The organism is Micromonospora sp. NPDC049559 (assembly GCF_040676675.1).
GTDB lineage: Bacteria > Actinomycetota > Actinomycetes > Mycobacteriales > Micromonosporaceae > JBFAPK01.
This window is the reverse complement of sequence record NZ_JBFAPK010000052.1, coordinates 36,840-60,753: the sequence shown is the minus strand read 5'-3', so window position 1 is coordinate 60,753 and position 23,914 is coordinate 36,840. Positions and strand designations below refer to the sequence as shown.

Sequence of the window (23,914 nt, the reverse complement as noted above, 5' to 3'; positions counted from 1 at the left end):
GTGTACGGCTTGGAGGACGGGTTGGTTGTCGACGAGTTCGGTGAAGGTGTCGACGAGCCATTGACCGACGGCGGGGGTGTACTCGCTCGGCTTGAAGACCACGGCGTTCCCGGCGGAGAGCGCGTACGCGATCGAGCCGAGCGGGGTCAGGACCGGGTAGTTCCAGGGGCCGATCACGCCGACCACCCCGTACGGCTGGTATTCGAGGTGGGCGGCGAACTCGGCCACCACCAGGCGGGACCGCACGCGGCGCGGGCCGAGGACGCGCTTGGCGTTGCGGGCCGCCCAGTCGACGTGGTCGATCGCGGAGGCGATCTCCACGACGGCGTCGGCGACGGGTTTGCCGCCCTCCCGGTGGCACAGGTCGGCGAGTTCCTCGATCCGCCGCGCCAGCACCGCCCGCCAGCGCAGCAGGCGCCGGCGCCGTTCGGCGAAGCCCAGCCCCTCCCACCAGCGCCCGGCCTCGGCGCCCCGCTCGACCGCGCGCTCCACGTCCGCCCTGGTCGCCACCGGGAATCGCCCGGCCTCCGCGCCGGTCACCGGATTGGTCGAGATCAGTTCGCCGGCCTCGACGACCGGTACGCCGGGGGTGTGCGTCGCCGTCATGTCGGGAGTCTAGACCCGAAATTACCCGCCGGTAAGGTCGGTGGCGCACGATGGTACCGATACTCAGTGGAGTTAGTCGACTACCGACAGTCCGACGGATTGGTGAAATGGCAGGTCCGGTGGGCGCGCAACTCCGTCCGGCGGTGCCTGGCACGGACCCCGCCCGGATGACAGGCTGAGGCCGCGAGCAGGGCGGCGAAGCCCGACGTGCCAGCGCACGGCGCGGCGGCCGTACCCCCGGGGCGGAGCCCCGGACGCGCTCGGTCCGCCGGGAGCCCGGCGGCGTACCGCGGAAGAGGAAAAGGAAGGGCGCGACGGCATGTCCGGTGCGGACGAGCACTGCCTGTTACCGCTGCTGACCGTGGTCGACGGCCCGATGCGCGGCGCCAGCTTCCGGATCCGGCCGGGCCGGCGGACGATCGGTCGCGGCGAGGACGCGGACATCCTCATCGAGGACCGGCGGGTCAGCCGGCGGCACGCGACCGTGGAGCTGGACGGGGGGCGCGCCGTCCTGGTCGACGCGGGCTCCACGAACGGGACCTGGCTCAACGACCGCCGGCTCGCCGGCGCGGCGGAGCTGCGCGACGGGGACCGGCTCCGGATCGGCAGCGTGGAGCTGCGATTCTTCGACCCGGGCTCGGCCGCCACCGACCCGGTCGGCACGCCGCGCTACGTGCCGCCGGCCCAGTACCGGCACGGGCGGGACGGGGCCGGGGCGAGCCGCGGCGGGCGACCGGCCTGACCGACCGCCTCCCCGGTCCGGCGCCGCACGGACGCGGGTGGGGCCGCATGGACGCATGCTGCGCCGCACGGACGCATGCTGCGCCGCACGGACGCGGGCGGGGCCGGACCGGGGAGGCGGGCGGGGTGTGTCCGTCCGCCACATGTCGGCGTCCGTACCGGTCTGGCGGCCATATGCCGGCACCGGGGCGGGTCTGGCATCCTCGGGCGGATGGAAACCGAGCTGGTCAGCGTCTCCGCGCGTGGCATAACCCAACGGGTGCTCGTGGCCGGGCCGGTCGGTGGCGACCCGGTCCTGCTGATCCACGGCAACTGCTCGTCGGCGTCCTACTGGACCCCGCTGCTGCGCCAGCTGCCGCCGACGCTGCGCGTGGTCGCGCCGGACCTGCGCGGCTACGGCGCCACCGACCCCGCACCGGTCGACGCCACCCGCGGGCTGCGGGACTTCTCGGACGACGTGGCCGCCCTGCTCGACGAGCCGGCGCTCTTCGGCGCGGCCGGTACCCGGCCCGTCGTGGTCGGGCACTCGCTCGGCGGGGGAGTGGCGATGCAGCTGCTCGTCGACCATCCCGAGCGGGTGGGCGCGCTGCTGCTGGAGGCGCCGGTCTCCCCGTACGGCTACGGCGGAACCCGGGACCTGGACGGCACCCCGACCACCCCCGACTTCGCCGGTACCGGCGCGGGCACGGCGAACCAGGAGTTCGTCAAGCTGCTCGCGGCCGGCGACCGGGGCACCGAGCGGCCGACCAGCCCGCGCAACGTGATGCGGGCGACCTACGTGGCGGACCCGGCGGTCCTCGGCGACGACGAGGAGCTGCTGCTCGACAGCATGCTCTCCACCGTCACGGGCGACGACAACTATCCCGGTACCGGCACGGCCAGTGAGAACTGGCCGGGGATGGCGCCCGGCACCCGGGGCGTGCTCAACGCGCTGGCCCCGGCGCACCTGCGGATCGCCGACGACCTGGTCGCCGTCGCGCCCAAGCCGCCGATCACCTGGGTACGCGGGGACTCCGACGTGATCGTCTCGGACACCTCCCTGATGGACCTGGCGTACCTCGGCTCGATCGGCGCCGTGCCGGGCTGGCCGGGCGCGCAGGACTGCCCGCCACAACCGATGGTCGGGCAGACCCGCGCGGTGCTGGAGCGGTACGCCGCCGCGGGCGGCGCGTACCGGGAGATCGTGTACGCCGGCTGCGGGCACAGCCCGCACGTCGAGCGCCCGGCCGAGTTCGCCGCCGTCCTGCTGGACCTGATGGGCTAGCCGTGTGGTCGCCGCTCGGCGTGGGCCGCGTCCCGCCCGGCCAGGAGCGGGCGGTACCACTCGGCGCTGCCCGCCAGGTCGTTCGGGAGGCGCGGGCCCGGCGTCTGCCCGGTGACCCGCCAGACCCGGGTGGAGTCGTACCAGTGGTCGGCCGCGAAGAGCGTCAACTGCCGGTCCGGGATGCCCGCCCGGCGCGCCCACCGTCGTGCCTCGGCCAGGTCGACACTGCCGTCCGGTACCGCGATCCCGAACTCGCGGGCGAGCGCCAGACCGATCTCCCGGATCGTCACCGGTTCGGGATGGTTCGCGTGGTGCACCCGCTGCGCCGGGGGTGTGGCCGCGGTGCCGAGCGCGACCGCCAACCGGGCGAGGTCGCGGACATTGATCACCGAGGTACGGGCCGCGCCGCCGTCGATCCAGCCCGGCGCGGCGGCCAGCATCGCCGCTGTGGCCGGCACGAACCAACGGTCCTCCGGCCCGTAGACCAGGTGCGGCCGGAGTACCTGCCCGCCGGCGCCGAGTACGTATGCCTCGGCCCGCAGCCGGCTGGCGCTGCGGGCCGAGGTGGGCCGCGCCTCGATCTCGCCCTCGGCCGGCCCCCGGTGCGGCCCCGAGCCGTACACCGCGGCGACGCTGACGTAGACGAACCGGGTGACGCCCGCCGCCACCACCTCCCGCGTCAGCCATCGGGTGCCCAGGTGGTTCACCCGCTCGGCAAGTTCGGCGTCGGAGCCGACGTACGACGCGGCGTGCAGCACGGCGTCCACGCCCGCGCAGCAGCCGGCCAGGGACTCCGGCCGGGTCAGCTCGGCGAGCCGCTGCCGGTGCGCCGGGACGGCCGGTACGGGCAGCGGCCGGCGGGTCAGCGTCCAGACGCGTACGTCCCGGCGTACCAGGAGCGTGGCGAGAATTGCCCGCCCCACGAAACCGGAGGCGCCAACCAAAAGGACATTTAGGGTCATAGTTTGCCATTCCTCGGGCCGGAGCCGCTTGACCTGCCGACACGCCCGGCCGAATGAGGGCCGGAGCAAAATACCGGTCACCCGGTTTCATACTATCGATGTATGGCGAGGCAGGTGCGAGCGGAGCAAACACGAAGCACGATTATCAAGGCGGCTGCCGAAATGTTCGACCGGTACGGCTACCGGGCGACCAGCCTGAGCGACATCGTCGCCCATGCCGGCGTCACCAAAGGGGCGCTCTATTTCCACTTCTCCTCCAAGGAGGACCTGGCGAAGGCGGTGGTGCAGGAGCAGCACAGCCTCTGGATGTCGCAGGCGCAGTCCTTCGCGGAGTTGCGGATTCCCGCCCTGGAAGCATTGATCAGAATGTCGTACGGCCTGGCGACCCAGCTGAGAAGCCATCCCGTGATTCGCGGTGGCATCCGGTTGACGCTGGAGAACGGCACGTTCGAGGTACCGATGCCGGACCCGTACCTCGACTGGATATCGCTCAGCGTCCAACTGCTCGAACAGGCCACCAGCGAGCTCGACGTACGCACCAACGTGGAACTGGACCGGGTGGCGCAATTCATCGTCAGTTCTTTCACGGGCATCCACCTGGTCGCCCAGGTGCTCGACGACCGGCGGGACGTGGTCGAACGGGTGGCCGACATGTGGCGGATCATTCTGCCCGGACTGGTGTTGAGCCGGAAGCTCTCCTACTACCTGGGCTTCCTGACGTCGGCCTCGAAGGAACTGCGCGAGGCGTGACGCCCGGGCCGCCGGTCGCGGTGGCCCGGCCCGCGGTGGCCGGCGCGGCAGGAGCATCCTCCCCCGCTCAGCTGACGAGCTCCACGACACCCCGGGCCGCCTCGCGTCCGGACTGTACGAACCTGACCTCGGTCCGGTGCGGTGGGCGGGCGGGCGCCGGCGGCTCGACCAGTACCCGGCACGGATGGTCCAGCTCCAGGAAGGAGGTGAACTGTGCCTGCGCCGTGGCCACCGAACTGAGCCGGCCGCCGGTCGCCGCGATCGCGGCCTGCCGCATCGCCTCGAACAGCAGCATCCCGGGTATGTGGTCCACCGGATGGTCGAAGAGCACCGGATGGTCGAGCACGACCCGCAGCGCGCACGCCCCGAGGTCCTCGTACGGCCCGATCACGACGTCGCGGGCCAGTTCCCGGCCGACCAGCTCGGGCGGGGCGGGCGGTACCACCGGGGGCGGGTCGGGTGGACGCGGGCAGTCCGCCCAGCGGACGCGCCGGTAGACCGCCGGGCTGAGGCAGCGGACCGAACCGGAGCCCTGGGCGAACCACTGTCCCTCGCGCCACAGGTCGACGTCGATCCGGAACCCGCCCACGGTCGCCGACCTCCGCTGCACCTCGCTCACGGCGACCGTGGCGACGCTCTCGAACGGGCCGCCGGCGAAGTCCAGCCGGTCGACGGCGCACCGCCAACGCAGCCACCGCATCACGAACCGGTGGCTCTCCGGCACCCCGTAGCCGACGTGCGCCACCAGGATGCCCGCCTGCCGGATCGTCTCGGCGATCAACATCGAGTCGAAGCGACCGTCACGCGCGCCGTAGAGGCTCTGCCCCGGTGGCCACTGGACGGCGCAGACGAATATGTCCTCGGTGACCTGGCGCCAATCCGTGAGGAGTGCACCGGCCACCGCCGCGCGGTGAACGAGACGTCGGGGAACGGTGGAGTCGTAGGACAGTCTGCTCGTCGCCCCGAGATCGACTATTGGGGCCGTGTCGGTGTGAGGTCCCACGATCGAAGGAACCGGCGTGCGAGCTCCCCGATTGCTCATCGCCAATCCTCCTCATCGAGGGCGGAGGCCGGTCCTAAAAAAGATACCCATCAAAGCCTAATGTAGATTGTGATCTATGTCACAACTGTTGTCGATCTGCTGGTGAGGAAAAATTTTCCGACCTTATGCCGGTTCTGTACGCTTTCGTCCTTAGTCCTTTTTGAGGCCAACTTCCGGATATGAGTAATCCTGCAAGCTGTTGCGATCATTCTGGCCGGAGTTGACGAAACGGGCCGGTCGGTTTTTTTATTGACCAAGCGCTTCCTGTCGTGCCCTCCTCGGCGGGCGTGATCTTTTTGGGCTTCGCATGGCAGATCTCGCGGTTCAAGGAGGCGGTGCGCCGCTGTGTCGGGGCGTGCGTCCTCGAAATTCATGACGGCTCTAGAAACGGGGGAATCGTCTGATGCAGGTGCTTGTCGCCGACGCCGATCCGGTGGGACGCAAGTTGGTAAGGAAGATCCTCGACCGCCAGGTCGACCACGAACTGGTCGGCGAGGTGGACGACCTGGGGCGCGCCCTCGACATGGCGAGGCAGGAGCAGCCGGACGTCGTCGTACTGTCGAACACGCTGTTGTCCGACGACCGCAACGACATCCCCGCCTTCATCGCCGACACCGCCTCCGCCATCGTCCTGATCGCGGTGACCGGCACCGGGGCCATGGTCTGGCGCGGGATGAGCCGTGGCGCGAGTGGCTACCTGCTGAAGGACCGGCTCGTCAACGACCTGCCCCAGGCGCTGGTCGCCGCGGAGTCCGGCGGCGCGTTCGTCTCGCCGCCGCTGACGAAGCAGTTGATCGGCTATCTGGCGGACCGCTTCGAGTCCGAGGAGTACGACGGGCTCACAGCCGCGGACATCGCCCGCATACTGCTGCCCCGGGAACGCGAGACGCTGCTGCGGCTCGCCGGGGGCGAGTCGACCGAGGAGATCGCCGCCATCATGTCCGTCACCACGGCGACGGTACGGGCCTACGTCTCCCGCATCCTGCGCAAGCTCGGCCTGCGCAGCCGCGGTGAGGCGATCGCCCTGGCCTACCGGTCGAGGTACTACACCCCGGCGGCCTGACGCGCCGGAAGACGACGGGGCGCTCCCCGGCCGGCGGGTCCCCTCCTGTCGCCGGAGGAGGCCCTCTGGCGGCCCGTCGCCGGAGCCGGGCGGTGGGAGCCCCTCGGCGGCCCGTCGCCGGGCCGGGGGAGGCGATCAGCGGCGGAAGAAGGAACCCACCGGCTCGGCGTCCACCACGAAGTGGGCGCCGGCGCTGATCCGGCCGGCCCGGAACGTCCAGACGACGCACCAGTCCAGGGCGCGTCCGTCGTCCGCGCGGGTCGTCCGCTTGTACTCGACGAGATGATCGTCGTTCACGCCACGGAACCCGCACCGCTCCTGGAAGGCGAAGGTGGAGATCTCGTCGAGGAAGGCCACGATCTCCTCGATGCCCCGCTTCTCGCCCCCGAGCGGCGGCGGCCCGGGAAAGTGCCACCGGACGTCGGTCGTGGTCAGCGCGCGCAGCGCCGCCAGGTCGCGCCGCAGGTAGGACGCGAAGAAGCGGTCGACGAGCGCGAGGTTCGGGTGCTCCTGCTCCATCCGGCCCCCGTCGTCAGGCCGGGACCGCGAGGGGCCGGCAGCGGTAGGTGCCGTCCTGTTCCAGCGCGGGAAGGACGGTACGCAGCGTGTTCACCACGAACAGGCGCTGCAGCCAACGGTCTCGCCCGTCGTAGCGGGGCACGAAGAGACTGCGGCCGTGCACGGTCGTCGAGTTGTCGATGATGACGAGGTCGCCGGCGTAGAGCACCGACTCGCGTTGCACCTTGCGCAGCGCGAGGTGTAGCGCGTCGAGCGCCTCCCGGGCGTCCGCGTCGAGGGGCAGCGTGTCGTCGAAGTCCACCGAGAGCAGGGGCAGCTCCGGGGTCCCGGCGAGCACCGGCGCCGCTTCGACGTACGGCCGGCTCTCCTGGCCGCGGCAGAACGACGGCGCCAGCCTGGTCCGGAACCGGGGCCGGCGCAGGACCTCGACGTGCTCCGGCGCCAGGTGCAGCAGCGCCTCGGTGATGGAGCTGGTGATGGACGCCGCCTGCCGGTCGTGGTCGGGACGCAGGCAGAGCAGACCGAGGAAGTCCGGGCGGTTCGCGTGGAACGCGTTCTCCGTGTGCAGTTCGAAGTAGACGGAACCCGTGTTCTGCTGCTGGTCCTCCTCGCCCGGGACCGGGCAGATGTCCTGGATCAGGGCGCCGTGCTTCTCCTCCCGGTACGCGATGGGATCACCGAGCCGGGACATCAGCAACAGGAGCAGGGCCGCCGACGGGGTGCACTCCCGCGCCACCGAGTTCGGTACGCAGGGGGTGTCGGGCAGGTCCGACGGTACCGGTAGCCCGCGTACGGTCAGCGTGCCCTGGTCGTTGCCGAACCGCCGGAAGTCCTCCAGCGCCCGCAGCAGACCCTCGGGCAGGAGCCCGTTCAGGAGGCGGGACTCGTCCACGGCCTCGGGCGCGTCGACGGTGGAGACCCGCCCACGCAGCCGGGTCACCACGTGGCCGACCTGATCGACCTCCTCGGTACGCAGCTCGTAGCGGCCGTCCGCGACCCGGGCGGTGCCGCGACGACCTCGAAGTGACATCTGACCCACTGCCCTCTCGCTCTCTGCTCGCTAGTTCTCGACGGCACGCGCGTCGATCGGGTCCGGCGCGTACGGAATGATCAACTTGTACTTCCCGCCGGCGGACTGCTGCGGTGGTTCCTCGCTGCGCGTCAGGTCGATGCCGTCGAGGTGGTGGTTGGCGAGGAACTGGACGATCTCGGCGTGGATGTTGCGCCACACCTGCTCGGGATCGGCGTTGTGCGCGGCCCGGACCCGGACCTGCAGGCTGGTCGGGGAGGTCTGCACGACCTGCGCCAACTCCAGCCCCGGCGCCCGGTCGACCACGCCCGCGAGCGCGACCGGCGCCACGGCGACGGCGCGGCCCCGTTCGTCGTGGAAGGTCAGCGCGTCGCTGGCCCGCCCCTGGGCCCGGATCGCCGGGAACGGGTCGCCGCACGGGCACGGACCAGGGCTCATCAGCAGGGAGTCGCCCAGGTCGTACCGGAGCACCGGCTGCACCCGGTTGGCGAGGTTGGTGATGAGCACGGTGTGCGAGGTCTCCCCGGGCGGTACCGGCCGGTAGTCGCGGTCCACCGGCTCCGCGATGACCCAGTCGTGGTTGACGTGCAGCCACCCGTGGGCGCAGCTGGCCGCCACGGACATGAACTCGCACGCGCCGTAGCCGTTACCGATCTTGGCGTTGAAGATCGAGCTGACCCTGGCGTAGCCGCTGTCCGACAGGCCCTCCGCACCGAGCATCACCAGGGTCGGTGCGAGGCGCAGCCGGCCGGCCTCCTGCTCGCCGGCGAGCAGCGCGATCTGTCCCGCGTACCCGATCAGGATGTTCGGACGGAAGTCGTTGAGCTGCGCCACCAGCTCGGGCATGGGGGAGAAGACCGAGAAGACCCGAATCCGGTCCTTACCCAGCCGCCGGCCGCCGGCCGTCCGCGGCAACACCGTCGACGAGCCGAAGTGCCCCCCGGTGGCCAGGACGGCCGCCACCCGCCCGCCACCGGCGACGACCTTGGCCACATCGGTCCAGCCGAGCCACCGCCCGAAGGCGCGCAGCGCCATCGCGCTGGTCACCGTGTTGCTGCTGTCGTCGAAGAGGAAGATGCCGCGTACCCCGGTGCTTCCGGAACTCGTACCCAGCCGGTACCGGCCGAGGAAGAGCTGACCGGCCAGCCCCGGATCGTCGACGAACGCGCGGGCACGGGCCAGCGTGGCCTGCTCGTCCGTGACCCACTCGTCGAAGTGCGCCATGAGTTCCGGCTTGCGGGTCACCGGCAGCAGGCGGACGTCGTCCACCTCCGGCGGCAGGTCACGGTACAGCTCGCGGTAGTAGGGCGAGCGGGCGCGGGCGTGCGCCACGATCTCGCGCAGCCGCGCCACCCGGCGGGTCCGGACGGCCTCCGGCCCGCCCTTCCGCGCCCGGCGCATGTCGCGCAGTACCCGGTAGAGGCTCTCGGCCATCTCAGTAGATGCCTTCGACGACGCGCTTGCCGGAGAACTCGACCACGGGCTCGACCTCCGAGACCGAGTCGCCGGCCCGCCCGTCCGGGTGCGGCAGCCGGATCGCCGAGTCGCGTTCCAGGTTGTTCGGCAGGAGCAGGCCGCGGCTGATGTGGTGCTGCAGTATCTGCCCGCGCTCGCCGTACGGGACGTTCTCGCCCGTCTCGGGATCGATCACCGAGAACATGGTGACCGGCGACGGCGGATCGAAGACCGCGGGCTCGTCCGGGACGGTGCCGGGCCGCTCGACGATCCCGCCGACCATCATCGTGCTCGCGTACCCGCCGACCATCTTCACCTGCGGGAACAGCTCCTTGCGGAAGCGGTTGCGATCCGCGGTGTCCATCTTGGTGCCGCCCCAGCCGATGATGTCGACCCGTTCGTTGATCAGTTCGACCAGCCCGTCGCGGCGGGCCAGCGCCTCCAGCAGCGGCGGGGTGCTGTAGAGCACCGAGATGTCCTGGCTGCGCAGGATCCATTCCGCCTGGTCGACGACGTGCTCGGTGTAGAGCGCCACCTCTTCGAGCGCGCCCCGTTCGATGCACCGCTTGACCCAGCGGGGGTCAAGGTCCAGCAGGAAGCACATCGCGCCGAAGTGCGCGGCGGTGGCACGGATCAGGTAGCCGGCCATGTGCGGATCGGTCGGCCCCATGCAGAGCCAGTCGCCTCGCCGGATCGGGCCGTGCTTGGCCAGACCCGCCGCGTGCCAGGCCGTCGCGCGTTCCAGCGTCTCGGGCATCCACATGACCCGCTTCGGCGCGCCGCTCGTACCGCCGCTCTCGGCGATCACCGGTTGCCCGTGGTCGTCGCCGTAGCCGCGCGGTATCAGGTCCCGGACGTTCACGTCCCGCAGCAGGTCGACGATGTTCGGCAGGCGGCGCAGGTCCGCCTCGGTGCGGACGTCGCGGCGCGGGTCGAAGTCGAGCTTCTTCGCCTGCTCCAGCCAGAAGGGCGAGCCGGTACGGGGGTTGAAGTGCCACTCCATCGCCGCCTCGATCAGCTCCTCGGCGGCGGGCGGGGTGTCCCAGGGCAGGTCCAGCGGTGACGTCATCTCGTCCCTCTCCTTCGTCTCGTCGTGCGGGTGGTCGGTGGCTGTGGTCGGTGGTTCCGGTTCGGGGGCGGCATGCCCGCTCTGGGCGGTCAGGCTTGATCCCGTCGCGGGCACGCCGCCCCCGAACCCGTCGGTGGTCCGGGACCGTCCGTTCGCGGGCACGCCGCCCCCGAACCCGTCGGTGGTCCGGCACCGTCGTCCGTGTCGCACCCGGTCGGGCGCCGGGCCGTGGCATCCGCGCTCCGGGGCGAGCGGCTAATGGACGGTGACCGTCGGGGTGGCGGCTAGGCCGCGCAGTTCCTCGGGGAGTTCGGCGCCCATCTGTTCGGCCAGCCGCAGGGCCTCCTCGATCAGCGTCTCCACGATCTGACCCTCGGGGACGGTCTTGACGACCTGCCCCTTGACGAAGATCTGCCCCTTGCCGTTACCCGAGGCCACCCCGAGATCCGCCTCCCGCGCCTCACCCGGCCCGTTGACCACGCAGCCCATCACCGCGACCCGCAACGGCACCGGCAACCCCTCCAAACCCGCCGTGACCTCCTCGGCCAGCTTGTACACGTCCACCTGCGCCCGCCCACACGACGGACACGACACGATCTCCAGGCCCCGCTCCCGCAACCCCAACGACTCCAGAATCGCGGTACCGACCTTGATCTCCTCCACCGGCGGCGCCGACAACGACACCCGGATCGTGTCCCCGATCCCCTCGGCCAACAACGCACCGAACGCCACCGCCGACTTCACCGTGCCCTGGAACGCCGGACCCGCCTCGGTCACCCCCAGATGCAACGGATAGTCACACCGCTCGGCGAGCTGCCGATACGCGCGGATCATCACCACCGGATCGTTGTGCTTCACCGAAATCTTGATATCCCGGAACCCGTGCTCCTCGAACAACGAGCACTCCCACAACGCCGACTCGACCAACGCCTCCGCCGTGGCCCTGCCGTACTTGGCCAACAACCGCTTGTCCAGCGAGCCGGCGTTCACCCCGATCCGGATCGGCACCCCCGCCTGCGAAGCCGCCCGAGCGATCTCCTTGACCTTGTCGTCGAACTGCCGGATATTGCCCGGGTTCACCCGCACCGCCGCGCAACCGGCGTCGATCGCCGCGAACACATACCTCGGCTGGAAGTGGATATCGGCGATCACCGGGATCTGCGACTTGCGCGCGATCGCCGGCAACGCCTCCACGTCGTCCTGCGACGGCACCGCCACCCGCACGATCTGACAACCCGCCGCCGTCAACTCCGCGATCTGCTGCAACGTGGCATTCACATCAGCGGTCAACGTCGTGGTCATCGACTGCACCGACACCGGCGCACCCCCACCCACCGGCACCGAACCCACCATGATCTGGCGACTCGTCCGCCGGGGCGCGAGCGGAGGCGGCGGAACGGCCGGCATGCCCAGCTCCGTACGCACGGCGCTCACTCTCCCGACGCCCGGCGCAGCTCGGTGCGCAGCTCCTGGGGCAGGGCGAAGACGGTGCTCTCCACCGCCGTCGTCACCTCCTCGACCTCGGTGAAGCCGCGTTCGCGCAACCAGCCGAGCAGGTCCTCGACGAGGTCGTTGGGTACCGAGGCCCCGGCGGTCACCCCGACCGTGCTCGCGTCCCGCACCCACTCCTCGGCCATCTCGTGCGCGAAATCCACCAGGTGGGCGCCGCCGGCGCCGGCCTCCAGGGCCACCTCGCAGAGCCGGCGCGAGTTGGAGGAGTTCTCCGAGCCGACGACGATGACGACGTCGCACGAGGGCGCGATCACCTTGACCGCCTGCTGGCGGTTCTGGGTGGCGTAGCAGATGTCGTCGCTCGGTGGCGAGACGAGGTCGGGGAACCGGCTCCGGAGCCGTTCGACGGTCGACATGGTCTCGTCGACCGAGAGGGTGGTCTGGGAGAGCCAGGCGACCCGGGCCGGGTCCCGTACCGTGACCGCGTCCACGTCCTCCGGTCCGTCCACGACCTGGATGTGCGCGGGCGCCTCGCCGGCCGTGCCGGCCACCTCCTCGTGTCCCTGGTGGCCGATCAGGAGGATGTCGTACCCGTCGGCGGCGAACCGGCGTGCCTCGTTGTGCACCTTCGTGACCAGCGGGCAGGTCGCGTCGATCACCCGCAGGCTGCGCGCCCGCGCGGCGACGTGCACGTCCGGGGCGACGCCGTGGGCCGAGAAGACGACGGTGGACCCGGGCGGGACCTCGTCGGTCTCCTCGACGAAGACCGCGCCCCGCCGTTCGAGGCCGCGCACCACGTGCCGGTTGTGCACGATCTCCTTGCGGACGTAGACCGGCGGCCCGTAGAGCTCCAGCGCCTTCTCGACGGTCTGTACGGCCCGGTCCACACCCGCGCAGTAGCCCCGCGGGCCGGCCAGCAGCACACGCTTCTGCGGACGCTCCATCATTTCCTCCCTCCTCTCAGGGGATGGTCTGCGGATGGACGAGGAGGCGTCGCATCTCGTCGCTCAACGCCGGGGCGGTGAGCCCCGCCTGGGACAGCAGCTGGGCCCGGCTGCCCACCGGCAGGAAGCCGGCGGGGATGCCGAAGTTGCGGCACGGGACGGGCACGTCGTTGTCCTGCAACGCCTGGGTGATGGCGGCGCCGACGCCCCCGACGCGCAGGTTGTCCTCCACGGTCGCCACGAGCGCGTGTCCCCGGGCCAGCTCCAGCAGCCGTCCGTTCACCGGCTTGACCCAGCGCGGATCGACCACGGTGGTGCTGATCCCGCGTTCGCCCAGCAGCCGGGCGACCTCCAGGCAGGTCTGGGCCATCGCGCCCACCGAGACGAGCAGGAGATCGGCCCGTTCGGCGCTGGTGCCGCTGTGCGCCAGCACGTCGACGCCGTCGAGCCGGTCGACGGCGGGTATGTCGGTCGGCACCGGCCCCTTCGGGAAGCGGACCACGGTGGGCGCGTCCGCGACCGCCACGGCCTCCGCCAGCTGCGCCCGCAGCTGCGCCCCGTCGCGCGGCGCGGCGATCCGGAGCCCGGGTACGACCTGCAGGACGGACATGTCCCACATCCCGTTGTGGCTGGGACCGTCGTCCCCGGTGATCCCGGCCCGGTCCAGCACGATGGTCACGCCGGCCCGGTGCAGCGCCACGTCCATCAGCACCTGGTCGAAGGCGCGGTTGAGGAACGTGGCGTAGACGGCGACCACCGGGTGCAGCCCGCCGGCGGCCAGCCCCGCCGCGGAGGTGATCGCGTGCTGCTCGGCGATGCCCACGTCGAAGACCCGGTCCGGGTACGCCTCGGCGAACCTGTGCAGCCCGACCGGGTGCAGCATCGCGGCGGTGATCGCCACGACGTCGGTACGCGCCGCGCCGATCTTCGTGATCTCCTCGCTGAAGACCGAGGTCCAGGAGGGGGCCGGCGAGGCGGTCGGCGCCACCCGGCCGGTGACCGGGTCGATCACGCCGATGCCGTGGAAGCAGTCCCGCTCGTCCTCCTCGGCCGGCTGGTAGCCGCGCCCCTTGCGGGTGACGCAGTGCACGATCACCGGGCCGCCGAAGTCGCGCGCGGCCCGCAGGGCGAGTTCGGTCGCCGCCACGTCGTGCCCGTCGATCGGGCCGACGTACTTCAGGCCCAGGTCCTCGAACATCCCCTGCGGGGTGACCAGGTCCTTCAGTCCCTTCTTGGCGCTGTGCAGCAGATCGAAGACGGGCCCGCCGATGACCGGCATCTCCTCCAGCAGGTTCCTGCCCCAGCGCAGGAAGTCCTCGTACCCGCGGCTGGTCCGCAGCAGGGAGAGGTGCTTGGCGAGGCCGCCGATGGTCCGGGAGTACGACCGCCCGTTGTCGTTGATGACAATGATCACCGGTCGGTCGGCCGAGGCGATGTTGTTCAGCGCCTCCCAGGCCATGCCGCCCGTCAGCGCGCCGTCGCCGACGACGGCGACCACCCGGCGGTCCCGTACCCCCCGCACGCCGAAGGCCCGGGCCAGGCCGTCGGCGAAGGAGAGCGCGGTCGAGGCGTGCGAGTTCTCGATGAAGTCGTGCGGCGACTCCGCCCGGCTCGGGTAGCCGGAGAGGCCGCCCATCTTGCGCAGCCGGGAGAAGTCCTGCCGCCCGGTGAGCAGCTTGTGCACGTACGCCTGGTGGCCGGTGTCCCACAGGATGCAGTCCCGGGGCGAGTCGAAGACGCGGTGCAGGGCCAGGGTCAGCTCGACCACGCCGAGGTTGGGCCCCAGGTGGCCGCCGGTCCGGGCGACGGACTCGACGAGGAACTCCCGGATCTCACCACTCAGCTCGACGAGCTGCTCGGCGGTGAGCCCCTTGAGCGCGTGCGGGTCGCGGACGTCGGTCAACAAGGTCTTCTCCCCTCAGCCGGCCGGCAGGGCGATGGCCCCGACCGGGCACCGCGCCACGGCCTCCACCACGTCCGGCCACTCGTCCGGGTCCACCCGGGGACCCCGCAGCCGCACCACGCCCTCCTCGGTCTGGTCGAAGACGTCCGGCGCGTACATGACGCACTGGCCGGCGCCGACGCATCGTTCCGGGTCGACCAGCACCCGCCCGTCCCCGGTCACCGCGGCCTCCGGCGGAAGGCCATCTTCAGGTCGCTCGGGCTCAGCGTCACCGTTCCCACCGGGCGTACCGGCCGGCCCGGCACGGGGTGCAGGGTGCGCTGACCGGCGATGGTGGCCAGGGTCGTCATCGCCTCGGCGTACGCGAACGCCTCCCCGACACAGCGGTGCGCGCCCTCGCCGAAGGCCACGTACGCGGCGGGGGTGACGTCCGCCGACCGCTCGGGCAGCCACCGGTCGGGGTCGAAGCGGTCGGGGTCCCGGAACAGCGCCGGGTCGCGGTGCTGGGAGTAGAAGGAGTAGAGCACCGTGCTGCCGTCCGGGATGAGGTAGCCGCCGAGTTCGATGTCGCCCACCGCGCTGCGGGACAGGAAGTACGTCGGCGGGTACAGCCGCAGGGTCTCCTTGACGATCCGCCGGGTGAGGTCGAGTTCGGAGAGCTGTTCGTACCGGGGCGGCTCGCCGCCCGTCACCGTGTCGACCTCCGCCTGGAGCCGCCGGAACACCTCGGGGTTGCGCCCCAGCTCGTGACAGGCCCAGCTCATGGTCAGCGCGGTCGTCTCCGCCGACGAGAGCAGGATGCTGATCACCTCGTCGCGCAGCTGCTCGTCGGTCATCCCCTCGCCGGTCTCCTCGTCCCGGGCGATCATGAACATCGAGAGCAGGTCGTCGCCGGACTGCTCCCGACCCCGGTACGAGGCGATGATCTGGTCGATGACGGTGTGCAGCTCCCGCATGGTCGCCGCGAACCGGCGGTTGGCCGAGGTGGGCAGCTTCTCCAGCAGGCCGGTCGGGTCCATCGCCCGCAGGCTGACCCCGCGCGTGAGCACCGGCAGCGCGCGCTCCACGGTGGCGACGGCGGCGGTGCCCAGCTCGGTGGCGAAGAGGCTCTTGGTGGCGATCGTCGTGGCCAGCGAGACGAACTCCGGCTTCAGCTCGATCGGCTCGCCCTCCGGCCACGCCGCCACCCGCGCCGCGGCGAACTCGCGCATCACCTCGCCGTAGACGTGCACCTTCTTGCGGTTGAACGCGGGCAGCACGAGCCGGCGCTGCCGCCGGTGCGCGGCCCCGCTGGCGGTGATGATGCCGTTGCCGGCGACCGACTTGGCCTTCTGGAAGTGGATGCCACGGGGAAAGCGGGCGGCGTCCGTGACCAGCAGCTGGTGCAGCAGGGTGTGGTCGTTGACGAGGTACGCGGTGGTCGGGCCGAGCCGGACCCGTACGACCGGACCGTGCGCGCGGACCTCCTGGAGGAACTCCAGCCGGCGCCGGACCAGCTGCAGGCCGTGCCCGACGAGCGGCAGGGCGGCCGGCGCGCGCGGGGGCCGGACCGCCGTGGATGACGGGTTGACTGTGGTGGACACGGTTACCTGCCTTTCGCGGTCGTCGGGAGGTCGCCGACCGGTCACTCCGCCAGACCGGCCCGGTAGCGGGCCGAGCGGGCCGGCCAGCGGACGGCGGCGGACATGAACGCCTCGTAGTGCGTGAAGTAGCGGAGCAGGTTTGCCTCTACGGGGAGCCCGAACCGGGCGGGGTCCGTCCGGACGTCGTGGAACGTGTCGAGCGCCTGCGCGGCGAGCCGTACCGCGTGCGCGGTCGCCGCCGCCTCGTCCCAGCCGTACTCGTGCTGGAGCACCGTCACGATGTTCGACGTGACGCCGTGGCCGCGCTCGACGGCCAGGGAGTAGAGGTCGTTCGCGACGCAGCCGTAGTCGGCCACCACCACGTCCACCAGCCGCAGGCAGGGGTGCGTGCGCACGGCCTCGGGCAGGGCCATCTCCCAGACGAAGTAGCCGAGTTCCCGCTGCACCCCCATGGTGCTGAACACCCGGCGCATCTCCAGGTAGGGGACGAGGTCCGGGATCCGGCCCCGGGCCCGCTGGTCCAGTTCCCACAGCGTGCCCGCCAGGTACCGCCGGATCTCCAGGCGGAGCCGGCCGGTGTCCCACCCCGGGTCGACCCGGCCGATGTCGGTCAGGATCCGGTGCAGCACCCGCAGCAGCGGGTCGTCGGTCGGGGCCGGGCGGCCGTCCAGCACCGCGTGGATGGCGTCGTGCTTGGCCAGGACCCGCTCGCGCCAGCCGCCCTCCAGCTCCAGCAGGTCGCTCCACGCGTCGTCGAAGAGCACCAGGAAGGCGATCCAGAGGGTGGCCACGCGCAGCCGTTCCAGCGGCGCGTCCGGGTAGGTCAGCGCGGCGGCGTCGCCGAGCGCCATGCCGTGCAGCACGGCCGAGCTGGCCGATCCGGTGAGCCCGATCTCGGTCGCCACCTGCCGGACGTACTCGGCCGCCGCCGGGCCCAGCGGGTTGGCGCGGTCCGGGAACGGGCAGGGTACGAGAAGCTCCTCAGTGTCCACCGTTGCCTCCCCTCGGCCGTTGGCGGAGGCTGTGCAGCGCGGCCAGGCAGGTCGCCTGGACGATCCGGACCGGGGTGTAGACGTCCTTGCCGATCCAGAGCGGGGGACTCGACGCCGTGACGCGGCCGGTGGCCAGCGTGCGTTCGGCGGCGGCCAGCGCGTCCTCGACGTGCCCGGCCCCCGCGTCCCCGGCCCGGTCGGTCCCGCCCGCCGCGAGCAGCAGGGTCCACGCGGCGTACGCCGTCTCCTCGACGGTGCCCGTACCGTGCCCCCAGCGGTCGCCCTGGCGGGTGGCGAGCATCCAGTCGACGGCCCGGTCCACCGCCGGCCGGGCCCGGTCGCCGCCGTGCGCGGCGAGCGCCTTCGCGCAGGTGGCGGTGGCGTAGTACGGGGAGCCGTGCCACTTGTCGTGCCAGCTCCCGTCGGGGTTCTGGGCCCCCACGAGCCACCGCGCCGTGGCCCGGATCGGCCCGGAGAGGCGGCCCCGTTCCTCGGGATGCCGGGCCGCCCGGTAGGCGAGCGCGTCGAGGGCGTGGGCGTTCGCGCTGGGCGAGGCGGTGCGCTCCTCGGGGTAGGTGAAGAACCGCTCGCCGTCGAAGTAGGCCAGCAGCGGGTCGAGCGGGCGACCGCGGCCGTGGGACTCCAGGGCCAGCAGCACGGCCGCCGTGTCGTCGGCGTCGACCGGCAGCCCGTGCCCGGCCGGGGCGCCCTGTTCTCCCAGCGAACCTTCGAGGCTGTCCAGCAGCGCGTCCGGTACGACGTGCGGTACCCCGTGCCCGGCGAAGATGTTGAGGATCCAGGACCGCTCGAAGTACGGCATGGGCGCGCCCACCGGCAGGGTGCCCGCCCCTCGTTCCTGCACGGTGTGCAGGTACCGGGCGCAGGGATGGCCCAGGTCCGGGGGCAGGCCGAGCCAGGCGGCCGTGGCGGCCGGCGAGCAGCCGACGCTGCCGTGGACCGGTCGGACCAGCGCGTCGCGGGGCCGGCCGGGCGTGAGGATCTCCCAGCTGTGCCACAGCTTCGGGGGGATCGGCCGGCCCGCGGCCGTGGCCGCCCGTACCCGGGCCAGCAGGTCGGGATCGGTACCGGGCGGCGGCGTGAGCACCGACCGGCGCACCGAGGCCGGCAGGTACGGCTCCGGTTCGGCCTCGTGGTCGGCCAGGTGCTGGTTGACCAGGTCGACGAGGCGCGGCACCACGAGTTCGATGGCGACCAGGTCGGGCAGCGGCTCCGGCGGTCCGCCGAGCCAGCGGCGCAGCGCCTCGACGCCGCGCGCCGCGGCGCGTACCACCTCCTCGTGGGGTACGGCCAGGTCCACCGCGGCCCTCCGACGCGCCGCGGTGAGCAGCGCCTCGGTCGCGCTCAGCGTCGCCACCAGCCGGAATCCCGCGATGCCCCAGCCGCCGTCGGCGGCCTGCTCGGCGCAGAGATAGCGGAGTCGGGCCTGGTGCCCGGCGAGCCAGGGCGCGTCCGAGACGATCCGGCCCGACTCGTAGACCGACGGGCTGATCAGTGCCCACTCGTCCGCGGCGGAGGCGCGCAGGAGTTCGTCCGCGGCGGTGGTCGTGACCGGCGTCGTCATGCCGCCCTCACCGTGGCCGCGTGCGCCATCTCCCGCAGGGCCGCGGCGGCCTCGGGCTGGAACGGCGCGCTGTCGAGCACCGCGAGCCCCTGCCGCAGCCGCTCCTGGATCATCTCCTCGACCACCCCGACCGCGCCGCTGTCGACGAAGACGCGGCGTACCCGGGCGGCGCCCTCCTCGTCCAGCTCGGGATCGCCGACCAGCCGGGTCAGCGTGGCCCGCCCGGACTCGTCGGCCCGCCGCAGCGCGAGCGCGAGCAGGACGGTTCCCTTGCCGTCGCGCAGATCGTCCAGCCGGGACTTCCCGGTCACCACGGGATCTCCGAAGATCCCGAGCAGGTCGTCGCGGAGCTGGAAGGCCTCGCCGATCGGCAGCCCGAAGGCGCTGCACGCGTCGAGCAGCCGCTGGTCCGCGCCGGCCAGCCGGGCACCGATGTGCAGCGGACGTTCGATCGTGTACTTCCCGCTCTTGTACCGGGCGATGGTGAGCGCGGCGCCGGCGTCCCGCGGGGCGGCCCCGGTGCCCATCAGGTCCAGGTACTGGCCGTACATCAGCTCGGTACGCATGGCGTCGAGCAGTGGCCGGGCGGCCGCGAGCTGGCGCATGCTCATCCCGCTCGCGTGCAGCAGCTCGTCCGACCAGACCATGGCCAGGTCGCCCACGAGGATCGCGCTGCTGGTGCCGAGCCGCTCCACGCTCGCGGCGTCGCCCCGGTCCCCGTGCCGCCGGGCGAGCGTCCGGTGCAGCGACGGCCGGCCGCGGCGGGATTCGGCGACGTCGATGATGTCGTCGTGGATCAACGCGAAGGCGTGGAACAGCTCCAGCGAGGCCGCGGCCCGCAGCGCGGGGTCGTGGCCGGCCTTTCCGCCGGCGGCGCGCCAGCCGCAGTACGCCAGCAGCGGCCGCAGCCGCTTGCCCCCGCCCAACAGGTAGTCGCGGAGCGCGTCGACCACGTCGGCCAGTTCGGAGCCGTTCGCCCAGGTCGCCTTGCCCGCGAAGAACTCACGCAGCTTCTCGTCGATCGCCACCCGGACCTCAACGAGGTCGATTCTTGACACCGGATACGTCTGCGCGTCGATGGACATCACGTCGTCAGCCATTTCCTTTCGGAATCTCGCGGTGGTCGGAAAGCGTGGCGGCGACTATTTTCGGGCGCGCCGATATTCGCCGGACGGCACCCACCGAACTTTCGGAAACTCAACGGTTAAGCCATCGGACGATCCAAAACATACCCCGGTGTAAATCACATCAGCAACGCCACTGATGTCGACAGCGGTGCCACGGATGTACATGTGTCGTCTCCATGTTCCGGGACATTGAAATTCCATCGAACATCAGTCAATGTCCTAGCAGTCCAGAGACATAGTCAGCGGGGAGGATCCGTCATGTCCCTGTCCGCAATCACCGGCGCGCTGCTGCCGCTCGTCATCGCGATCCTGATGTTCGGACTCGGCCTGTCGCTCACACCGGCCGATTTCACCAGGGTGGCCCGTTCTCCGCGGGCCGTACTCGTCGGCCTGTGCTGCCAGGTGGTCCTGCTGCCGGTGCTGTGCCTGGCGCTGGTGCTCGCGCTCGACCTGCCCGCGCCGCTCGCCGTCGGCATGCTGCTGCTGGCGGCGTCGCCCGGCGGCACCACGGCCAGCCTCTTCAGCCACCTGGCCCGCGGCGACGTCGCCCTGAACATCAGCCTGACCGCGGTGAACTCGCTGCTGTCGGTGGCGACCCTGCCGATCGTGGTCAACCTGGCCGTGGACCACTTCCTGCCCGACCACGCGGCGCAGGTGCGGCTCGGCTTCGGCGAGATCGGCCAACTGCTGTTGATGATCCTCGTCCCGGTGCTGGCCGGGATGGCGGTCCGGGCCCGGGCCGGCGGTTTCGCCGACCGGATGGACCGCCCGATCAAGCTGCTCTCGGTGGTGTTCCTGGCGGTGATCGCCGTGCTCACCGGCTACACCGAGCGCGAACGGATCCTGGACTACCTCGGCGCGGCCGGGCTGGCGGCGACGTCGTTCTGCCTGCTGAGCCTCACGGTCGGCTACGTCGTGCCCAGGTTGCTCGGGGTGAGCGGGCGGCAGGCCGTCGCCGCGGCCATGGACGTCGGCGTCCACAACAGCGGTCTGGCGGTCACCATCGCGCTGAACCCGACGATGCTCGACAGCTCCCAGATGGCCGTACCGGCGATCGTCTACGCCATCATCACCATCCCCTGCGCGTCCGCGGCGGTCGCCCTGCTGACGCGGAGCCGGTCGCCGCTGCGGGTCACCCAGGGCTGACCGGCCCGGCCGGGGCGTGGCCCGGGACCGACCGGGCCGACCGCGCGCCGGGACGGATGCGGAAGCGGGTGCCGGGACGGATGCGGGCGCCGGGGCCGTCCCCGGCGCCCGACGCCCGCGTGGTGCCCGCCGGACCCGACGGGGGCACGGGTCAGTCGAAGAGCACCACCTGGCGGAGCGCCTCCCCGCGCCGCAGGGCGGCCACCGCGTCGTTGAGATCGTCGAACCCGATCCGGGCGCTGATCAGACTCTCGATGTCGAGCTTGCCGCCGCGGTACAGGCTCAGCAGCACCGGCAGGTCCCGGTGGAAGTCGCACCCGCCGTAGACCGAGGGCTTGATGTTGCGGCTGGCGAAGAGCAACTCGTAGGCGCTGATGCCGACGATGTCGTCGGGGCCGCCCGCGCCCACCACGATGACGTCGCCGCCCCGCCGGGTGATCTCCCAGGCCCGGCGTATCGTCGCGGCCCGGCCGACCGCCTCGATGACGTAGTCGAAGCCCCGGCCGCCGGTCAGCTCGTCCTTGAGCTTCTCCAGGTCGTCGGGGACCACCGTCGCCGTCGCCCCCAGCCGGGCCGCGACCGGGTGCTTGGCCTCGGCCGGGTCGACGCCCAGGATGGTCGAGGCGCCGGCGATGCGCGCCCCCTGTACGGCGGCGAGCCCCACCCCGCCGAGGCCGATCACCGCGACCGACGAGCCCGGGCGGACCCGGGCGGTGTTGAAGACCGCGCCCACGCCGGTCGCGATGCCACAGCTCAGCAGGGCCGCGTGGGCGAACGGGACGTCCGGCGGGATGGTGATGGCGGCCTGCCACGGCACCACCATCTCCTCCGCCCAGGTGCCGGTGCCGGCCATGCCGAAGGCGGGGACGTCACCGAGGCGGAAGCGCGGGTTGGCGAAGAGGTCCGCCATGAAGGCCATGCAGAGCTGCGCCTCGCCGTTGTGGCACTCGGCGCACTGGCCGCAGGCGGGAATCCAGTTGACCAGTACGTGGTCGCCGGGGCGTACGGCGGTGACCCGCTCGCCCACCTCGACGATCTCCCCGGCCCCCTCGTGCCCGACCACCAGCGCGCTGTCGGTCGTGGGCAGACCTCCGCTCAGTACCGACAGGTCGGAATGGCAGACCCCGGTCGCCCTGATCCTGATCTTCACCTGGTCGGGGCCCGGGTTCACCGTCGTCACGTCGTCGCGCAGGTCGAGCTTGCCTCCGGCGTCGCTGTGCAGCACTGCCGCCCGCATCCTGATCCTTCCTCTCCTGCCGGCCGCCTGGGCCGGTCACGGTCCGCACGCTCAGCGCGCGCTGATCCGGCACCGGATCGGGCCGACCGAGCGCAGGGCGAGCTTCTGGGTGAGCTTGATCTCCGTGTCGACCGGGTGGAACTCGTACTCGCGCAGCATGAGCGCGATCGCCAGGACCGCCTCGAGCATCGAGAAGTGCTGCCCGATGCAGGCGCGCGGACCGCCGCCGAAGGGGAACCACGCGTACCGGGGGCGCGCGGCCTCCCGCTCCGGGGTGAACCGCTCCGGGTCGAACCGCTCCGGGTCCGGCCAGTACGCCGGGTGGCGCTGGGTGACCCAGGGGCTGAGTAGCACGATCTTCCCGGCCGGGATGACCTGCCCGTTGATTTCCGTGTCCGCGGTCGCCCGCCGGCTGATCCCCGGCGAGGGCGGATACAGCCGCATGGCCTCCTTCATCGCCATGTGCACGTAGGCGAGCCGGTCGAAGTCCGCCGCCTCGGGCATCCGGTCGCCGAGCACCCGCTCGGCCTCCTCCCGGGCCCGCCGCTGCACCTCCGGATTGCCGGCCAGCAGGTAGAGGGCGAACATCATGGAGGTCGCGGTGGTCTCGTGGCCGGCGAGGAAGAAGACCAGGACCTGGTCGCGGATCTCCGCCGGTGCGAGCCGGTCGTCCTCGTCGTCGCCCGCCTGTAGCAGCAGGTTGAGCAGGTCACCGTGCTCGGCCCCGCCGGAGCTGCGCTCGGCGATGATCCGGTCGCACACCTCGTAGAGCTCCCGCCGGGCGGCGGCGGCCCGCCGGTTGGCGGGGGTCGGTACCCATCGCGGCAGCGGCAGCGGGGAGAAGCCGCGCCGCAGCATCCATTCCCCCAACAGCGGGAAGTTGCGCCCCACGACGTCGGCCGCCTCCTCGCTGGCGGCGCCGAACAGCACACGGGTCACGACCCGCTGGGTCAGGCGGGTCACCTCGGCGAGCACGTCGATGACCTCACCGTCGCGGTCCCGCCACTCCGCGAGCGTCGCGCTCGTCTCCTCGCACATCGCCCGGGCGTACCGGTCCACCCGCCGGCGCGTGAAGAGCGGCTGGATCAGCCGTCGCTGCCGGACGTAGTCGGCGTCCTGGCTGGTCAACAGCCCATTGCCGAAGGTCTGCCGGATCTCGTCGTAGAAGGCGTCGTCCTTGCGGAAACCCACCGAGCGGGCCAGCACCTGCTGCGCTCCCTCGGCCGAGAAGACGGCGTAGAACTCCTGCCGCAGCCCCGGCGGACCGACCGTGAAACGGACCACGTCGCCGTGGTCCCGTTGCGCCCGCAGGTACGTCTCCAGCGGGTCCCGCCGGAAATCCAGCAACGCGCCGATCAATGGCAGACCGGCGGCGTCAGGAATGGTATCTACCGACATCGGCTCCCCCCGGAAGTCGTCGTGGAAACCCTTTGTCCGCGTTCACTGT

22 protein-coding genes are annotated in these 23,914 nt (G+C 71.8%); 5 read left to right on the top strand and 17 right to left on the bottom strand.

What is annotated here, in order from left to right; translation table 11 throughout:
* Positions 1-606 (bottom strand): aldehyde dehydrogenase family protein (locus AB0J86_RS35685; RefSeq protein WP_363862192.1); only part of this gene is annotated, 606 nt, incomplete at its 3' end.
* Positions 607-925: 319 nt separating this feature from the next.
* Here AB0J86_RS35685 and AB0J86_RS35680 point away from each other — a divergent pair.
* Together AB0J86_RS35680 and AB0J86_RS35675 are read left to right on the top strand one after the other, a co-directional pair.
* Complete coding sequence (locus AB0J86_RS35680; protein WP_363862189.1) at positions 926-1,348, top strand: FHA domain-containing protein; 423 nt, start codon at positions 926-928, stop codon at positions 1,346-1,348.
* A gap of 210 nt (positions 1,349-1,558) precedes the next feature.
* Complete coding sequence (locus tag AB0J86_RS35675) at positions 1,559-2,611, top strand: alpha/beta hydrolase (protein WP_363862186.1); 1,053 nt, start codon at positions 1,559-1,561, stop codon at positions 2,609-2,611.
* Here AB0J86_RS35675 and AB0J86_RS35670 read toward each other — a convergent pair.
* On the bottom strand, positions 2,608-3,573 hold the full coding sequence (locus AB0J86_RS35670) for an NAD(P)-dependent oxidoreductase (RefSeq protein ID WP_363862183.1): 966 nt from the start codon (positions 3,571-3,573) through the stop codon (positions 2,608-2,610). The genes AB0J86_RS35675 and AB0J86_RS35670 overlap by 4 nt on opposite strands.
* A gap of 102 nt (positions 3,574-3,675) precedes the next feature.
* Here AB0J86_RS35670 and AB0J86_RS35665 point away from each other — a divergent pair, with 102 nt between their 5' ends.
* Positions 3,676-4,323 (top strand): ScbR family autoregulator-binding transcription factor, encoded by a 648-nt coding sequence (locus tag AB0J86_RS35665; RefSeq protein WP_363862180.1) that lies wholly within the window; start codon positions 3,676-3,678, stop codon positions 4,321-4,323.
* Between the two features lie 67 nt (positions 4,324-4,390).
* Here AB0J86_RS35665 and AB0J86_RS35660 read toward each other — a convergent pair whose 3' ends face one another.
* Complete coding sequence (locus tag AB0J86_RS35660) at positions 4,391-5,365, bottom strand: ScbA/BarX family gamma-butyrolactone biosynthesis protein (RefSeq protein WP_363862177.1); 975 nt, start codon at positions 5,363-5,365, stop codon at positions 4,391-4,393.
* Between the two features lie 403 nt (positions 5,366-5,768).
* Here AB0J86_RS35660 and AB0J86_RS35655 point away from each other — a divergent pair, with 403 nt between their 5' ends.
* Entirely contained in the window at positions 5,769-6,428 is a 660-nt protein-coding gene (locus AB0J86_RS35655) for a response regulator transcription factor (RefSeq protein ID WP_363862174.1), read from the top strand.
* A 135-nt stretch (positions 6,429-6,563) separates the two neighbouring features.
* Here the strand turns inward: AB0J86_RS35655 and AB0J86_RS35650 are convergent, their stop codons facing one another.
* The 12 genes from AB0J86_RS35650 to AB0J86_RS35595 all read right to left on the bottom strand — a co-directional run bounded on the left by AB0J86_RS35650 (position 6,564) and on the right by AB0J86_RS35595 (position 20,057).
* A complete protein-coding gene (locus tag AB0J86_RS35650; protein ID WP_363862171.1) occupies positions 6,564-6,947 on the bottom strand; it encodes a nuclear transport factor 2 family protein in 384 nt (127 codons plus the stop codon).
* A gap of 13 nt (positions 6,948-6,960) precedes the next feature.
* Entirely contained in the window at positions 6,961-7,977 is a 1,017-nt protein-coding gene (locus tag AB0J86_RS35645; RefSeq protein ID WP_363862168.1) for a TauD/TfdA family dioxygenase, read from the bottom strand.
* Between the two features lie 30 nt (positions 7,978-8,007).
* Positions 8,008-9,411, bottom strand: a complete 1,404-nt coding sequence (locus AB0J86_RS35640; protein WP_363862165.1) for a phenylacetate--CoA ligase family protein — start codon at positions 9,409-9,411, stop codon at positions 8,008-8,010.
* A gap of 1 nt (position 9,412) precedes the next feature.
* The gene (locus AB0J86_RS35635) at positions 9,413-10,501 is read right to left on the bottom strand and encodes an AMP-binding protein (protein WP_363862163.1); all 1,089 of its coding nucleotides are present in this window, start codon (positions 10,499-10,501) and stop codon (positions 9,413-9,415) included.
* A gap of 255 nt (positions 10,502-10,756) precedes the next feature.
* The gene (gene ispG / locus AB0J86_RS35630) at positions 10,757-11,908 is read right to left on the bottom strand and encodes a flavodoxin-dependent (E)-4-hydroxy-3-methylbut-2-enyl-diphosphate synthase (protein ID WP_363862201.1); all 1,152 of its coding nucleotides are present in this window, start codon (positions 11,906-11,908) and stop codon (positions 10,757-10,759) included.
* 23 nt (positions 11,909-11,931) lie between these two features.
* Positions 11,932-12,897 carry a 4-hydroxy-3-methylbut-2-enyl diphosphate reductase gene (locus AB0J86_RS35625; RefSeq protein WP_363862198.1) on the bottom strand — a complete coding sequence of 322 codons (966 nt, stop codon included), beginning with the start codon at positions 12,895-12,897 and terminating at the stop codon, positions 11,932-11,934.
* Positions 12,898-12,913: 16 nt separating this feature from the next.
* Positions 12,914-14,803 (bottom strand): 1-deoxy-D-xylulose-5-phosphate synthase, encoded by a 1,890-nt coding sequence (gene dxs, locus AB0J86_RS35620; RefSeq protein WP_363862161.1) that lies wholly within the window; start codon positions 14,801-14,803, stop codon positions 12,914-12,916.
* A gap of 12 nt (positions 14,804-14,815) precedes the next feature.
* The gene (locus AB0J86_RS35615) at positions 14,816-15,022 is read right to left on the bottom strand and encodes a ferredoxin (RefSeq protein WP_363862158.1); all 207 of its coding nucleotides are present in this window, start codon (positions 15,020-15,022) and stop codon (positions 14,816-14,818) included.
* Entirely contained in the window at positions 15,019-16,383 is a 1,365-nt protein-coding gene (locus tag AB0J86_RS35610; protein WP_363862155.1) for a cytochrome P450, read from the bottom strand. The genes AB0J86_RS35615 and AB0J86_RS35610 overlap by 4 nt, the downstream gene beginning before the upstream one ends.
* A 41-nt stretch (positions 16,384-16,424) precedes the next feature.
* Positions 16,425-17,375: a hypothetical protein gene (locus AB0J86_RS35605; protein WP_363862152.1), complete on the bottom strand. Its 951-nt coding sequence runs from the start codon at positions 17,373-17,375 to the stop codon at positions 16,425-16,427.
* Entirely contained in the window at positions 17,365-18,957 is a 1,593-nt protein-coding gene (locus AB0J86_RS35600) for a prenyltransferase (RefSeq protein ID WP_363862149.1), read from the bottom strand. The genes AB0J86_RS35605 and AB0J86_RS35600 overlap by 11 nt, the downstream gene beginning before the upstream one ends.
* A complete protein-coding gene (locus tag AB0J86_RS35595) occupies positions 18,954-20,057 on the bottom strand; it encodes a polyprenyl synthetase family protein (protein ID WP_363862146.1) in 1,104 nt (367 codons plus the stop codon). The genes AB0J86_RS35600 and AB0J86_RS35595 overlap by 4 nt, the downstream gene beginning before the upstream one ends.
* Positions 20,058-20,342: 285 nt before the next feature.
* Here AB0J86_RS35595 and AB0J86_RS35590 point away from each other — a divergent pair, with 285 nt between their 5' ends.
* Positions 20,343-21,230 (top strand): bile acid:sodium symporter family protein, encoded by an 888-nt coding sequence (locus AB0J86_RS35590; protein ID WP_363862143.1) that lies wholly within the window; start codon positions 20,343-20,345, stop codon positions 21,228-21,230.
* Between the two features lie 151 nt (positions 21,231-21,381).
* Here the strand turns inward: AB0J86_RS35590 and AB0J86_RS35585 are convergent, their stop codons facing one another.
* Both AB0J86_RS35585 and AB0J86_RS35580 read right to left on the bottom strand, forming a co-directional pair.
* Complete coding sequence (locus AB0J86_RS35585; RefSeq protein WP_363862140.1) at positions 21,382-22,467, bottom strand: Zn-dependent alcohol dehydrogenase; 1,086 nt, start codon at positions 22,465-22,467, stop codon at positions 21,382-21,384.
* 51 nt (positions 22,468-22,518) lie between these two features.
* The gene (locus AB0J86_RS35580; protein ID WP_363862138.1) at positions 22,519-23,865 is read right to left on the bottom strand and encodes a cytochrome P450; all 1,347 of its coding nucleotides are present in this window, start codon (positions 23,863-23,865) and stop codon (positions 22,519-22,521) included.
* Positions 23,866-23,914: the final 49 nt, after the last annotated feature.

Coding starts and splice junctions, on each gene's coding strand:
- AB0J86_RS35675 (WP_363862186.1), top strand. CDS start 1,559: ATGGAAACCGAGCTGGTCAGCGTCTCCGCGCGTGGCATAACCCAACGG.
- AB0J86_RS35600 (WP_363862149.1), bottom strand. CDS start 18,957: ATGACGACGCCGGTCACGACCACCGCCGCGGACGAACTCCTGCGCGCC.
- ispG (WP_363862201.1), bottom strand. CDS start 11,908: ATGCCGGCCGTTCCGCCGCCTCCGCTCGCGCCCCGGCGGACGAGTCGC.
- AB0J86_RS35655 (WP_363862174.1), top strand. CDS start 5,769: ATGCAGGTGCTTGTCGCCGACGCCGATCCGGTGGGACGCAAGTTGGTA.
- AB0J86_RS35595 (WP_363862146.1), bottom strand. CDS start 20,057: ATGGCTGACGACGTGATGTCCATCGACGCGCAGACGTATCCGGTGTCA.
- AB0J86_RS35625 (WP_363862198.1), bottom strand. CDS start 12,897: ATGGAGCGTCCGCAGAAGCGTGTGCTGCTGGCCGGCCCGCGGGGCTAC.
- AB0J86_RS35660 (WP_363862177.1), bottom strand. CDS start 5,365: ATGAGCAATCGGGGAGCTCGCACGCCGGTTCCTTCGATCGTGGGACCT.
- AB0J86_RS35635 (WP_363862163.1), bottom strand. CDS start 10,501: ATGACGTCACCGCTGGACCTGCCCTGGGACACCCCGCCCGCCGCCGAG.
- AB0J86_RS35590 (WP_363862143.1), top strand. CDS start 20,343: ATGTCCCTGTCCGCAATCACCGGCGCGCTGCTGCCGCTCGTCATCGCG.
- AB0J86_RS35645 (WP_363862168.1), bottom strand. CDS start 7,977: ATGTCACTTCGAGGTCGTCGCGGCACCGCCCGGGTCGCGGACGGCCGC.
- AB0J86_RS35650 (WP_363862171.1), bottom strand. CDS start 6,947: ATGGAGCAGGAGCACCCGAACCTCGCGCTCGTCGACCGCTTCTTCGCG.
- AB0J86_RS35640 (WP_363862165.1), bottom strand. CDS start 9,411: ATGGCCGAGAGCCTCTACCGGGTACTGCGCGACATGCGCCGGGCGCGG.
- AB0J86_RS35665 (WP_363862180.1), top strand. CDS start 3,676: ATGGCGAGGCAGGTGCGAGCGGAGCAAACACGAAGCACGATTATCAAG.
- AB0J86_RS35680 (WP_363862189.1), top strand. CDS start 926: ATGTCCGGTGCGGACGAGCACTGCCTGTTACCGCTGCTGACCGTGGTC.
- AB0J86_RS35580 (WP_363862138.1), bottom strand. CDS start 23,865: ATGTCGGTAGATACCATTCCTGACGCCGCCGGTCTGCCATTGATCGGC.
- AB0J86_RS35670 (WP_363862183.1), bottom strand. CDS start 3,573: ATGACCCTAAATGTCCTTTTGGTTGGCGCCTCCGGTTTCGTGGGGCGG.
- AB0J86_RS35585 (WP_363862140.1), bottom strand. CDS start 22,467: ATGCGGGCGGCAGTGCTGCACAGCGACGCCGGAGGCAAGCTCGACCTG.